The sequence below is a fragment of the Lysobacter enzymogenes genome (assembly GCF_023617245.1).
GTDB lineage: Bacteria > Pseudomonadota > Gammaproteobacteria > Xanthomonadales > Xanthomonadaceae > Lysobacter > Lysobacter yananisis.
The window spans coordinates 3,531,881-3,544,278 of sequence record NZ_CP067396.1; the positions used below are offsets into that span (position 1 = coordinate 3,531,881).

A 12,398-nucleotide genomic window follows, 5' to 3' on the forward strand; every position below is an offset into this window, starting at 1 on the left:
CCTTGTCGATTAGTGCCAGAACTTGATGACGACGGCGAGCAGAACGATCAGGCCGACAATCATCGCGAAGGCGTAGTGGTAGAGGTAGCCGGATTGGACGTGGCGGGCGAGGTTGGCGACGAAGCCGACCACGCCGGCGCTGCCGTTGACCACCGCGCCGTCGATCAGCTTGGTGTCCACCGTGCGCGAAGCCTTGCCGAGCTTGACGCCGCCGCCGGCGAAACCGCCGATCCACAGGTTGTCCATGCCGTACTTGTTTTCCAGGATCCGGATCGGCAGCGCGAACAGCTTGGCCGCCTTGGCCGGCAGTTCCGGCTTCCACAGGTACATGACCGTGGCCAGGGCGAAGCCGCCGAAGGCCAGCCAGAACGCAGGCGCCATGAAGCCGTGCAGGGCGAAGGCGACCGGGCCGTGCCAGGCTTCCTTGGCCATCTCGGCGACGGTGTCGCGCTCGGGCAGCAGGTCGATCGCGCCGAGGAAGTACGGCAGCTGCTTGACGTGGCCGGACCAGTCGGTGCCGAACAGCATCGGGCCGGCGGTGAAGAAGCCGATCAGCACCGACGGGATCGCCAACAGCATCAGCGGCACGGTCACCACCCACGGCGATTCGTGCGGCTCGTGCGGGCCGTGGTGGCCATGATCGTCGTGGGCGTGGTCGTCGTGCTTCTTGCCGTGATCGTCGTGGGCATGCGCCGCATGATCGTCGTGGCCGTGCGCGTGGTCGTCGTGGCCGTGACCGTGGTCGGCGTGCGCGTCGCGGAAGCGCTCCTTGCCGTGGAAGGTCAGGTACAGCAGTCGGAAGCTGTAGAACGAGGTCACGAACGCGCCGAGCAGCACCGCCCAGTAGGCGTACTGCGACACCCAGGTCGCATGCTCGCCGTGAGCGACGTGCGCGGCCGCCTCGATGATGGTGTCCTTCGAATAGAAACCGGCGAAGAACGGCGTGCCGACCAGGGCCAAGGTGCCGAGCAGGCTGGTCCAGTAGGTGATCGGCATGTACTTGCGCAGGCCGCCCATCTTGCGCATGTCCTGCTCGTGGTGCATGCCGATGATGACCGAGCCGGCCGCCAGGAACAGCAGCGCCTTGAAGAAGGCGTGGGTCATCAGGTGGTACACCGCCGCCGAGTACGCCGACACGCCGAGCGCGACGGTCATGTAGCCCAGCTGCGACAGGGTCGAGTACGCGACCACGCGCTTGATGTCGTTCTGCACGATGCCGATCAGGCCGGTCCAGAACGCGGTGGTGGCGCCGATGAACAGCACGAAGTTCAGCGCGGTCTGCGACAGCTCGAACAGCGGCGACATGCGCGCGACCATGAAGATGCCGGCGGTCACCATCGTCGCGGCGTGGATCAGCGCCGAGATCGGGGTCGGGCCTTCCATCGAGTCCGGCAGCCACACGTGCAGCGGCACCTGCGCCGACTTGCCCATGGCGCCGATGAACAGGCAGATGCAGATCACCGTCGGCAGCGACCACACGATCGGATCGGCGCCGCCCCAGACCTGGATGGTGCGCTCGGCCAGGGTCGGGGCGTGGGCGAACACGGTGCCGTAGTCGAGCGAGCCGGTCGCCCACAGCACCGCGCAGATGCCGAGCAGGAAGCCGAAATCGCCGACGCGGTTGACCAGGAACGCCTTCATGTTGGCGAACACCGCGGTCGGCTTCTTGAACCAGAAGCCGATCAGCAGGTACGACACCAGACCCACCGCTTCCCAGCCGAAGAACAGCTGCAGGAAGTTGTTGCTCATGACCAGCATGAGCATCGAGAAGGTGAACAGCGAGATGTAGCTGAAGAAGCGCTGGTAGCCGTCGTCCTCGGCCATGTAGCCGATGGTGTAGATGTGCACCAGCAGCGAGACGAAGGTGACGACCACCATCATCATCGCGGTCAGCTTGTCGATCATGAAGCCGACGTGGGCCTCATAGCCGCCGATCTGGAACCAGGTGTAGACGTTCTCGTTGAACGGCGCGGCGCCGTGGCCGACCAGCTGCCACAGCACGTACACCGACATCGCGCAGCTCGCCGCGACGCCGAGGATGGTGACGGTGTGCGAGCCGGCGCGGCCGATCTTGCGCCCGAACAGGCCGGCCAGGATCGCGCCGAGCAACGGCGCGAGCACGATGGCGAGCAGGATGGACTTGGAGATTGCGGGTTCCATGCCGGATCAGCCCTTCATCGAGTCGATTTCGGCGACGTTGATCGTGCGCCGGTTGCGGAACAGCGTGACCAGGATGGCCAGGCCGATGGCGGCCTCGGCCGCGGCCACGGTCAGGATGAAGAACACGAACACCTGACCGGCCGGATCGGCCAGCTGGCGCGAGAACGCGACGAAGTTGATGTTGACCGCGAGCAGCATCAGCTCGATCGACATCAGCAGCACGATCACGTTCTTGCGGTTGAGGAAGATGCCGGCGACGCTGATGCAGAACAGCACCGCGCCCAGGGCGAGGAAGTGGCCGAGGGCGAGGCCCGACCCGAAGAATTCGCTCACGGCTTGGCCTCCTGCGCTGCGTCGGCCGGCGCCGGTTCGGCGGCGACGGGCTTCACGGCGTCCATCTTGATCATGCGGATGCGGTCGCTGGCGCGCACGCGCGCCTGCTCGCTCGGGTTCTGGTGCTTGGCGCCCGGGCGGCGGCGCAGGGTCAGCATGACCGCGGCGATCACCGCCACGGTCAGGATCACCGCGGCGATCTCGAACGGCAGCAGGAAGTCGGTGAACAGCGCGGTCGCCAGCCACTTGGTGTTGGAGCCGCCGGACGCGTCGGCGGTCAGCGGCGCGGCGAGCGACGCCTTGACCCCGATCAGGGTGATCATCTCCACCAGCATCACCACCGCGACCAGCAGGCCGACCGGCAGGTAGCGCACGTAGCCCTCGCGCAGCGGGGCGACGTCGATGTCGAGCATCATCACCACGAACAGGAACAAGACCATCACCGCGCCGACGTAGACCAGGATCAGGGCCACGCCGAGGAACTCGGCGCCGGCGATGATCCACACGCAGGCAACCGAGAAGAAGGTCAGCACCAGGCTGAGCGCGGCATGGACCGGGTTCTTGACGCTGATCACGGCCACGGCCGAAAGCGTGGCCATGGCGGCGAAGACGAAGAAGGCGATCTGGGCGAGATCCATGTCGTGTACTCAGCGGAAGGCGGCGTCGGCGGCGCGGCGCTCGGCGATCTCGGTCTCGAGACGGTCGCCGATCGCCAACAGCTGCGGCTTGGTGACGATGTTCTGTCCGCGCTGGTCGAAGTGGTACTCGTGGATGTGGGTCTCCACGATCGAGTCGACCGGGCAGGATTCCTCGCAGAACCCGCAGAAGATGCACTTGAACAGGTCGATGTCGTAGCGGGTCGTGCGGCGGGTGCCGTCGGCGCGCTTCTCCGAATCGATGGTGATCGCCAGCGCCGGGCACACCGCCTCGCACAGCTTGCAGGCGATGCAGCGCTCTTCGCCGTTGGGATAGCGGCGCAGCGCGTGCACGCCGCGGAAGCGCGGCGACTGCGGCGTCTTCTCCATCGGGTACATCAGCGTGTACTTGGGCTTGAACAGGTACTTGAGCGTCAGCCCAAGGCCCTGCGCGAGCTCGATCAGGAGCAGGCTCTTGAAATAGGAAACGATGCGATTCATGAGTTGCTCCGCCTCACTGTCCCGGCAGGAAGACGCCGTAATACGACATCAACGCGACCACGACGATCCAGGCGATGGTCAGGGGGATGAACACCTTCCAGCCCAGACGCATGATCTGGTCGTAGCGATAGCGCGGGAAGGAGGCGCGGAACCAGATGAAGCAGCTGGCGAAGAAGAACACCTTCGCGAGCAGCCACCACCAGCCGTCGACCGACAGGAACGGAATGCCGAGGCCCTGGAACGGGCTCAGCCAGCCGCCGAGGAAGAAGATCGCGGTCAGGAAGCTGATCAGGATCATGTTCGCGTATTCGGCGAGGAAGAACAGCGCGAACGCCGAACCCGAATACTCGACCATGTGGCCGGCCACGATCTCCGACTCGCCCTCGACCACGTCGAACGGCGCGCGGTTGGTCTCGGCCACGCCGGAAATGAAGTAGACGACGAACAGCGGCAGCATCGGCAGCGCGAACCACTCCAGCGCGCCGGCGTTGCCCGACTGGGCCATGACGATGTCGGTGAGGTTGAGGCTGCCGGCGCCGACCATCACGCCGACCATGGCGAAACCCATCGCGATCTCGTACGACACCACCTGCGCGGCGGCGCGCATCGCGCCGAGGAAGGCGTACTTCGAGTTCGAGGCCCAACCGGCGAGGATGATGCCGTACACGCCCAGCGAGGTCATCGCCAGCAGGTACAGCAGGCCGGCGTTGGCGTTGGACAGCACCAGCTTGGCATCGAACGGCACCACCGCCCAGGCCGCGAACGCCGGCGCCAGGGTCAGCAACGGCGCCAGCTTGTACAGGAAGGACTCGGCCTTGGCCGGCTGGATCACTTCCTTGAACAGCAGTTTGAACACGTCGGCGAAGGCCTGCAGGATGCCCATGCCGACGTACATCGGCCCGTGGCGCACGTGCATCCAGCCGATCAGCTTGCGCTCCCAGACCACGTAGAAGGCCACGGTGATGATCACCGGCATCGCGATCAGCAGGATCTTCAGCACGATCCACAGCACCGCGCCGACCATGCCCAGCGACAGGAACCAGTTGTGCAGCGGGTCGACCAGCTGGGTCATGAACATTCCGTCCGTCATGGCTTAGGCCCTCCCCGCCTGCACGCGGCCCGCGCCGAGCGGCGCGGTGGCGCCGTGGCCGCTTTCGATCCATACCGTGCCCGGCGCGACCTTGGCGCTGATCGCGACCGGCAGGGTCGCGGTGCCGGCGCCGGCGCCGAACTTGCCGACCATGCCGTCGCCGAAACCCAGCGCGGCGGCGTCGGCCGGATTGAGCACGGCGCGCGGTTCGAGATTGAGCGGGTGCGACTGCAGCGCGGGCGCGCGGCGCACGGTGGCGTCGCTGCGGTAGATCGCGGTGGAGACCGCGAGCTCAAGACCGCCCTCGCCCGCCACGCTCGGCGCGCGGCCGGCGGCCGGCGTCACCGCGCGCGGCGCGATGCTCGCGCGCAGGCCGGCGAAGTCGGTGAACTCGAAGCCGCTGGCGCCGAGTTCGCCGCCGAGCGCGCGCAACACGCGCCAACCGGCGCGGGCCAGGCCCGGCAACTTGCCGCCGGCGATGGCCTGCTGGTCGCGGCCGTCGAGGTTGGTCAGGGTCGCGTCGATTTCCGGCAGCAGCGCGATCGGCAGGATCACGTCGGCCACGGCCTTGGTCGAGCGGCAGGCGTAATGGCTGAAGGCCACCACCTGGGCCGCGCCGAGCGCGCGCAGCGCGCTTTCGGTGTCGGCGAAATCCAGGCCCGGCTCGATGCCGTAGACGATGTAGGCGCCGCGCGCGTCGCTGAGCATCGCGCCGGCGTCGCGCGCCGTCGGCAGCACGCCGTGGCGGGCCAGACCGACCGCGTTGGCGCCCTGCGGGATGCGGCACAGCTTGGCGCCGGTGGCCTCGGCGAAGGCCTGGGCCGCGGCGCGGATCGCGGCCGCGTACGGGCCGTTCTCGGCCACGCCGCCGACGATCAGCGCGACATGGTTGCCGGCCTTGGCGATCTCGCGCAGCGCGTCGTCGCCGAGCGCGGCGGCGAGCTGCGACGGCGCGACGATGCGCTTGCTGGTCAGGTCGAAGGTGAAATCGAAGTCGACCGGATTGACCGCGTGCACCTTGGCGCCGCGGGTGTAGGCCTTGCGCACGCGCTGCTGCACCAGCGGCAGTTCGTGGCGCAGGTTGCTGCCGACCACGATCACCACGTCGGCCTGCTCGATCTCGGCGACCGGCATGGCGAAGGTTTCGGCCACGGCGGCGTCGGACAGGTCGTGCTGCGAGATGCGGTGATCGATATTGCCGGTGCCCAGCGCTTCGGCCAGACGCGCCAGCAGCGCGCCCTCTTCGTTCGACGTCGCCGGGTGCGCGAGCACGCCGAGGTTGTCGCCGCCGTTGTCGCGCAGGATCTTGGCGGCACGGCTCAGCGCCTCTTCCCAGGAGGCTTCGCGCCACTCGCCGTTGTCCTTCAGCAGCGGACGCTGGGCGCGGTCTTCCGCGTACAGGCCCTGGTGCGAATAGCGGTCGCGGTCCGACAGCCAGCACTCGTTGACCGCTTCGTTGTCGCGCGGCACGGTGCGCAGCACGTCGCCGCGGCGCACGTGCAGGAACAGGTTGCTGCCGAGCGCGTCGTGGTAACCCAGCGACTCGCGCGCGGTCAGTTCCCACGGACGCGCCTTGAACTGGAACACCTTGTTGGTCAGCGCGCCGACCGGGCACACGTCGATGACGTTGCCCGACAGCTCGGTGGTCAGCGGCTTGCCGTCGAAGGTGCCGATCTGCAGGTTCTCGCCGCGGTACATGCCGCCGAGCTCGTAGGTGCCGGCGATTTCCGCGGTGAAGCGCACGCAGCGGGTGCACTGGATGCAGCGGGTCATCTCTGTGGCGACCAGCGGACCGATGTCCTCGTCCGGCACCACGCGCTTGCGTTCGGCGTAACGGCTGACCGAACGGCCGTAGCCCATCGACACGTCCTGCAGCTCGCACTCGCCGCCCTGGTCGCAGATCGGGCAATCCAGCGGGTGGTTGGCGAGCAGGAACTCCATCACGTTGCGCTGCGACTTCAGCGCGCGCTCGTTGCGGGTGAACACCTTCAGCCCGTCCATCACCGGCGTGGCGCAGGCCGGCGACGGCTTCGGTGCGGCGCGGCCGCCGACCTCGGTGTCGACCAGGCACATGCGGCAGTTGGCGGCGATCGCCAGCTTGTCGTGGTAGCAGAAACGCGGGATCGGAATGCCGGCCTTGTCGGCGGCATGGATGATCATCGAATTCTTCGGCGCGGCCATCTCGACGCCGTCGATGAAGACGGTGACGTGGTCGGGCGGCAGATTCGGATTTACGGGTTGAGCGCTCACAGCGAGCCCCTCATCGAAGCGTCGGACAAGCCCCTTGAGTCAAGGGGCGCATTGTTCCGGCGCGCGGCGCGGGAACAATGGGGGATGTGGAAGGACAACGCGCTCATGCGGCCACCTTCTTTTCGACCACAGTGCCGGCCGCTTGGTCGTCGACCAGGAAACGCTTGTTGACGATCGCGTACTCGAACTCGTCCCAGAAGTGGTGCAGGAAGCCCTGCACCGGCCACGCGGCGGCTTCGCCGAACGCGCAGATGGTGTGGCCTTCGATCTGGCCCGCGGCGGCGCGCAGCATCTGCAAATCTTCCAAGGTCGCCTGCTGCTCGGCGATTCTCGTCAGCATGCGGTACATCCAGCCGGTGCCTTCGCGGCACGGCGTGCACTGGCCGCAGCTTTCCTTGAAATAGAACCGGGCGATGCGCTGGCAGGCGCGGACCATGCAGGTGGTCTCGTCCATCACGATGACCGCGCCCGAGCCGAGGCCGGAACCGGCCTTCTGCAGCGAGTCGTAGTCCATCGTGCATTCCATGATCGTCGCCGCCGGCAGCACCTTCATCGAGGAGCCGCCGGGGATCACCGCCTTGAGCTTGCGCCCGCCGCGGATGCCGCCGGCGAGCTGCAGCAGCTCGGAGAACGGCGTGCCCAGGCGGATCTCGAAGTTGCCCGGGTTGGCGACGTGGCCGGACACCGAGAAGATCTTCGGCCCGCCGTTGTTCGGCTTGCCCAGGCCGGCGAACCATTCCGCGCCGTTGCGCAGGATCGCCGGCACCGAGGCGTAGGTCTCGGTGTTGTTGATCGTGGTCGGCTTGCCGAACAGGCCGAAGTTGGCCGGGAACGGCGGCTTGAAGCGCGGCTGGCCCTTCTTGCCTTCCAGCGACTCCATCAGCGCGGTCTCTTCGCCGCAGATGTAGGCGCCGGCGCCGAGCGCGCCGTAGATGTCGATGTCCACGCCGCTGCCGAGCACGTTCTTGCCGAGCCAGCCGTTCTCGTAGGCTTCCTTCAGCGCCTGCTCGAAATGCTCGAACGGTTCGTGGTGGAACTCGCCGCGCAGGTAGTTGTAGGCCACGGTCGAACCGGTGGCGTAGCAGGCGATCGCCATGCCCTCCACCACCGAGTGCGGGTTGAAGCGCAGGATGTCGCGGTCCTTGGCCGTGCCCGGCTCGGATTCGTCCGAGTTGCACAGGATGTACTTCTGGGTGCCGCTGCCCTTGGGCATGAAGCTCCACTTCAGGCCGGTCGGGAAGCCCGCGCCGCCGCGGCCGCGCAGGCCCGAAGCCTTGACCGCGTTGATGATCTCGTCCGGCGGGGTCTTCTCGCTGAGGATCTTGCGCAGCGCGCTATAGCCGCCGGTCTTCAAATAGTTTTCGTACGACCACGGAGTGTCGTAGTGCAGCGTCGTGTAGACGACCTGGTGCTCCTGCGGAGCCGGGCCGACCGGGCCGTAGCCCTTGGAATAATCGTGGTGACCGTGCGCCATCTCGCCCGACCTCACTTCAGACCGTCGAGCAGCTCGTCGACTTTCGCCGCGTCGAGCTTCTCGTGGTAATGACCGTTGACGACGACCACCGGCGCGCCGCAGCACGCGGCCAGGCATTCTTCCTCGCGCTTGAGGAAGACCCGGCCGTCGGCGGTGGATTCGCCGAGCTTGCAGCCCAGCTTCTTCTCGGCGTGCGCGACCAGGTCCTGCGCGCCGTTGAGCCAGCAGCTGATGTTGGTGCAGAAGGCGACGTTGTTGCGGCCGACCTTCTCGGTCTCGAACATCGAATAGAAGCTCGCCACCTCGTACGCCCACACCGGCGGCAGGCTCAGGTACTTGGCCACCGCGGCGATCAGCTCGTCGGTCAGCCAACCGCCGTTCTGCTCCTGCGCCGCGTGCAGGCCCTGCAGCACCGCCGAACGCTTGCGCTCCGGCGGGAACTTGGTCAGCCAGTGATCGATGTGCGCGCGCGTCGCATCGGACAACGCCACCATCGGATCGACGTGCTGTGCGGCCTCGAAATTGCCTGTCGCCTTCATTTCTTCTTTCCTCTGCGACCGCGCGCCCCCGGCGCCCGGTCTGGGACAAACCTTCAGTGCGGCGAGATCAGCGATCGATCTCGCCGAACACGATGTCGTAGGTGCCGATCATCGCCACCACGTCGGCCAGCATGTGGCCCTTGACGACCTCGTCCATCGACGAGAGGTGGGCGAAGCCCGGCGCGCGCAGCTTCACCCGGAACGGCTTGTTGGCGCCGTCGGAGACCAGGTAGCAGCCGAATTCGCCCTTGGGGGCTTCCACGGCGCAGTAGGTCTCGCCGGCCGGCACGCAATAGCCTTCCGAGAACAGCTTGAAGTGGTGGATCAGCGCTTCCATGTCGTCCTTCATCTCCTCGCGCTTGGGCGGGGCGACCTTGAAGTTGTCGACGATCACGGGGCCGGGGTTGGCGCGCAGCCACTTCACGCACTGCTTGATGATGCGGGTGGATTCGCGCATCTCGGCCACGCGCACCAGGTAGCGGTCGTAGCAGTCGCCGTTGACGCCGACCGGAATGTCGAAATCGACCTCCGCGTACTTGGCGTAGGGCTGCTTCTTGCGCAGGTCCCAGGCGATGCCGGAGCCGCGGATCATCGGGCCGGTCATGCCCCAGGCCAGGGCCTGTTCGGGCGAGACCACGCCGATGCCGACGGTGCGCTGCTTCCAGATGCGGTTTTCGGTCAGCAGGGTTTCGTATTCGTCGACGCGCTTGGGGAAGTCGTCGGCGAACGCGTCCAGGTAATCGAGCATCGAGCCTTCGCGCCACTCGTTGAAGCGCTTGAGGCCGGCGCCCTTCTTCCAGGGCGATTCCTTGTACTTCGGCATCCGGTCCGGCAGGTCGCGATAGACGCCGCCGGGACGGTAGTAGGCCGCGTGCATGCGCGCGCCGGAGACCGCCTCGTAGCAGTCCATCAGCTCTTCGCGCTCGCGGAAGGCGTACAGGAACACCGCCATCGCGCCCAGGTCGAGCGCGTTGGAACCGATCCACATCAAGTGGTTCAGGATGCGGGTGATCTCGTCGAACATCGTGCGGATGTACTGCGCGCGCACCGGCGCCTCGATCCCCAGCAGGGTCTCGATCGCGCGCACGTACGCGTGCTCGTTGCACATCATCGACACGTAGTCGAGCCGGTCCATGTAGCCGATCGACTGGTTGAACGGCTTGGACTCGGCGAGCTTCTCGGTGCCGCGGTGGAGCAGGCCGATGTGCGGATCGGCGCGCTGCACGACTTCGCCGTCCATCTCCAGGATCAGGCGCAGCACGCCGTGCGCGGCCGGATGCTGGGGACCGAAGTTGAAGGTGTAATTGCGGATCTCGGCGTTGTTGAGGCCGGAGGTGTTGAGGTTCACCAAGGGCATGTCGCTGGCGGGATTGCTCATCTCACTTCACCTCGCGCTGCGACTGCTCGCCCTGCGCGGTCTGGTAGCGCGCGTCCTCGCGGATCACGCGCGGCACGCCGACGCGCGGCTCGATCGACACCGGCTCGTACACCACCCGGCGCTTGTCGGCGTCGTAGCGCACTTCGACGTTGCCGATCAGCGGGAAGTCCTTGCGGAACGGATGGCCGACGAAACCGTAGTCGGTGAGGATGCGGCGCAGGTCCGGGTGGCCTTCGAAGACGATGCCGTACAGGTCGAAGGCCTCGCGCTCGAACCAGTTGACGCCCGGGTGCACCGAGGTCAGCGAGGGCACCACCGGCAGGTCGTCGTTCGGCGCGAACGTCTTCAGGCGCACGCGCGCGTTGTGCTGGTACGACAGCAGGTGCGCGACCGCGGCGAAGCGGCGCGCGGGCTTGGCGTCCTCGGCGCCGTTGGGTTCTTCGCCCCAACGGAAACGGCCGGCGCTCTTGCCTTCCACGCCGCGCGAGAAGCCTTCCGAGGACACGTCGGTGTCCCACTCGTCGCTGCCGTAGGTCAGGTAGTCCACGCCGCTGACGTCGACGCACTGCTCGAAGCCGAGTTCGTCGCGCAATGCGCGCGCGGCGTCGAGCCACTGGTCGTGGGCGACCTCCAAAGTAATTTCGCCGCGCGGTTGCGCGACGACGATGGTGGCCTGCGGGAAGCGCGCGTCCAGGCGCTGGGCGAGATCGGCGGGGCTCATTCGCGCACACCCTGCTTGGCGTCGCCGAAGTTGGTGCCGCGGCGGATCTTGCGCTGCAGCTGCAGGATGCCGTAGACCAGCGCCTCGGCGGTCGGCGGGCAGCCCGGGACGTAGACGTCGACCGGCACCACGCGGTCGCAACCGCGCACCACCGCATAGGAATAGTGGTAGTAGCCGCCGCCGTTGGCGCAGCTGCCCATCGAGATGACCCACTTCGGGTCGGGCATCTGGTCGTAGACCTTGCGCAGCGCCGGGGCCATCTTGTTGACCAGGGTGCCGGCCACGATCATCACGTCGGACTGGCGCGGCGACGGGCGGAACACCACGCCGTAGCGGTCCAGGTCCAGGCGCGCGGCGCCGGCGTGCATCATCTCGACCGCGCAGCAGGCCAGGCCGAAGGTCATCGGCCACATCGAGCCGGTGCGCGCCCAGTTCCACAGGGTGTCGAGGTTGGTGGTGACGAAACCCTGCTGCAGCAGCGGGTTCTCGCCCTCGGGGCGCAGGATGTCGTCCAGGCGGCCTTCCGGCAACGGGTTGTGCATCAACCCGGACACGGTTTGGATCACTCCCATTCGAGCGCTCCCTTCTTCCAGACGTAAACGAAGCCGAGCAGGAGCATGCTGGCGAAAATGCCCATCTCGATCAGGCCGACCACGCCGAGATCTCGGAACACGGTGGCCCAGGGCACGATGAAGATGATTTCCAGATCGAAGATGATGAACTGGATGGCGATCAGGTAGTAGCGCACGTCGAACTGCATGCGCGCGTCTTCGAAGGCCTCGAAGCCGCATTCGTACGGAGACAGTTTCTCCGCGGTCGGGCGCTTGGGCCCGAGCACATTGCCTACTACCAACAGGGCGACGCCGATACCGCTGGCGACGATCAGGAACAACAGAGTCGGCAGGTATTCGGCCAGCACGCGGTGTTCTCTCGGCTACTTGTTCGGCTACATGGGCGCGCATGGTTGCGCGATCCCTTGGCTTGGCGCCGCGGCGCCCAGTCGTTCGGACGCGCGGAGCGGCCCGCCGTGCGTGCCGCACCTGCGTACCGTGGTGCGAATTGCTGTCTTGCTTGTCTACTGCTGTCTAGAGCATCGACATCGGACTTGGATGCTGCTGGGTTGGATGTGGTGCCCAAAGGGGGACTCGAACCCCCACGACCTAAGTCGCTACCACCTCAAGGTAGTGCGTCTACCAATTCCGCCATCTGGGCACTGCCAACCTACTTCCGCCATCCTGGCCCGGCGTTGCGGGGAACCCGCGCCGCCCTAGGTCATCGCTGACCTGCCCTGCCGTCCGGGCGGGGCTGAAACTCTAT

General features: G+C 66.9%; 12 protein-coding genes and 1 tRNA gene. All 13 read right to left on the bottom strand.

Going from position 1 to position 12,398, the window contains the following annotated elements; all coding sequences use genetic code 11:
* Window positions 1-9: 9 nt before the first annotated feature.
* Window positions 10-2,160 (bottom strand): NADH-quinone oxidoreductase subunit L, encoded by a 2,151-nt coding sequence (gene nuoL, locus JHW41_RS14485; protein WP_250442847.1) that lies wholly within the window; start codon window positions 2,158-2,160, stop codon window positions 10-12.
* Between the two features lie 6 nt (window positions 2,161-2,166).
* Window positions 2,167-2,493 carry an NADH-quinone oxidoreductase subunit NuoK gene (gene nuoK / locus JHW41_RS14490; protein ID WP_057947334.1) on the bottom strand — a complete coding sequence of 109 codons (327 nt, stop codon included), beginning with the start codon at window positions 2,491-2,493 and terminating at the stop codon, window positions 2,167-2,169.
* Entirely contained in the window at window positions 2,490-3,131 is a 642-nt protein-coding gene (locus JHW41_RS14495; protein ID WP_057947333.1) for an NADH-quinone oxidoreductase subunit J, read from the bottom strand. Before JHW41_RS14495 ends, nuoK begins: the two co-directional genes overlap by 4 nt.
* Window positions 3,132-3,140: 9 nt before the next feature.
* Complete coding sequence (nuoI, locus tag JHW41_RS14500) at window positions 3,141-3,629, bottom strand: NADH-quinone oxidoreductase subunit NuoI (RefSeq protein WP_057947332.1); 489 nt, start codon at window positions 3,627-3,629, stop codon at window positions 3,141-3,143.
* Between the two features lie 13 nt (window positions 3,630-3,642).
* On the bottom strand, window positions 3,643-4,701 hold the full coding sequence (nuoH, locus tag JHW41_RS14505) for an NADH-quinone oxidoreductase subunit NuoH (RefSeq protein WP_250442850.1): 1,059 nt from the start codon (window positions 4,699-4,701) through the stop codon (window positions 3,643-3,645).
* 21 nt (window positions 4,702-4,722) lie between these two features.
* Window positions 4,723-6,969 carry an NADH-quinone oxidoreductase subunit NuoG gene (gene nuoG, locus JHW41_RS14510; protein WP_250442852.1) on the bottom strand — a complete coding sequence of 749 codons (2,247 nt, stop codon included), beginning with the start codon at window positions 6,967-6,969 and terminating at the stop codon, window positions 4,723-4,725.
* A gap of 103 nt (window positions 6,970-7,072) precedes the next feature.
* Complete coding sequence (gene nuoF / locus JHW41_RS14515; RefSeq protein WP_078996651.1) at window positions 7,073-8,443, bottom strand: NADH-quinone oxidoreductase subunit NuoF; 1,371 nt, start codon at window positions 8,441-8,443, stop codon at window positions 7,073-7,075.
* Window positions 8,444-8,454: 11 nt separating this feature from the next.
* The gene (gene nuoE, locus JHW41_RS14520) at window positions 8,455-8,982 is read right to left on the bottom strand and encodes an NADH-quinone oxidoreductase subunit NuoE (RefSeq protein WP_057947329.1); all 528 of its coding nucleotides are present in this window, start codon (window positions 8,980-8,982) and stop codon (window positions 8,455-8,457) included.
* Window positions 8,983-9,049: 67 nt separating this feature from the next.
* Window positions 9,050-10,339, bottom strand: coding sequence for an NADH-quinone oxidoreductase subunit D (locus JHW41_RS14525; protein WP_250451042.1), 1,290 nt, complete (start codon window positions 10,337-10,339; stop codon window positions 9,050-9,052).
* A gap of 22 nt (window positions 10,340-10,361) precedes the next feature.
* A complete protein-coding gene (locus JHW41_RS14530; protein ID WP_250442855.1) occupies window positions 10,362-11,081 on the bottom strand; it encodes an NADH-quinone oxidoreductase subunit C in 720 nt (239 codons plus the stop codon).
* The gene (locus tag JHW41_RS14535; RefSeq protein ID WP_057947327.1) at window positions 11,078-11,653 is read right to left on the bottom strand and encodes a NuoB/complex I 20 kDa subunit family protein; all 576 of its coding nucleotides are present in this window, start codon (window positions 11,651-11,653) and stop codon (window positions 11,078-11,080) included. Before JHW41_RS14535 ends, JHW41_RS14530 begins: the two co-directional genes overlap by 4 nt.
* Complete coding sequence (locus JHW41_RS14540) at window positions 11,644-12,000, bottom strand: NADH-quinone oxidoreductase subunit A (RefSeq protein WP_057947326.1); 357 nt, start codon at window positions 11,998-12,000, stop codon at window positions 11,644-11,646. Before JHW41_RS14540 ends, JHW41_RS14535 begins: the two co-directional genes overlap by 10 nt.
* A 208-nt stretch (window positions 12,001-12,208) precedes the next feature.
* Window positions 12,209-12,293: transfer RNA gene (locus JHW41_RS14545), tRNA-Leu, on the bottom strand.
* Window positions 12,294-12,398 lie beyond the last annotated feature (105 nt).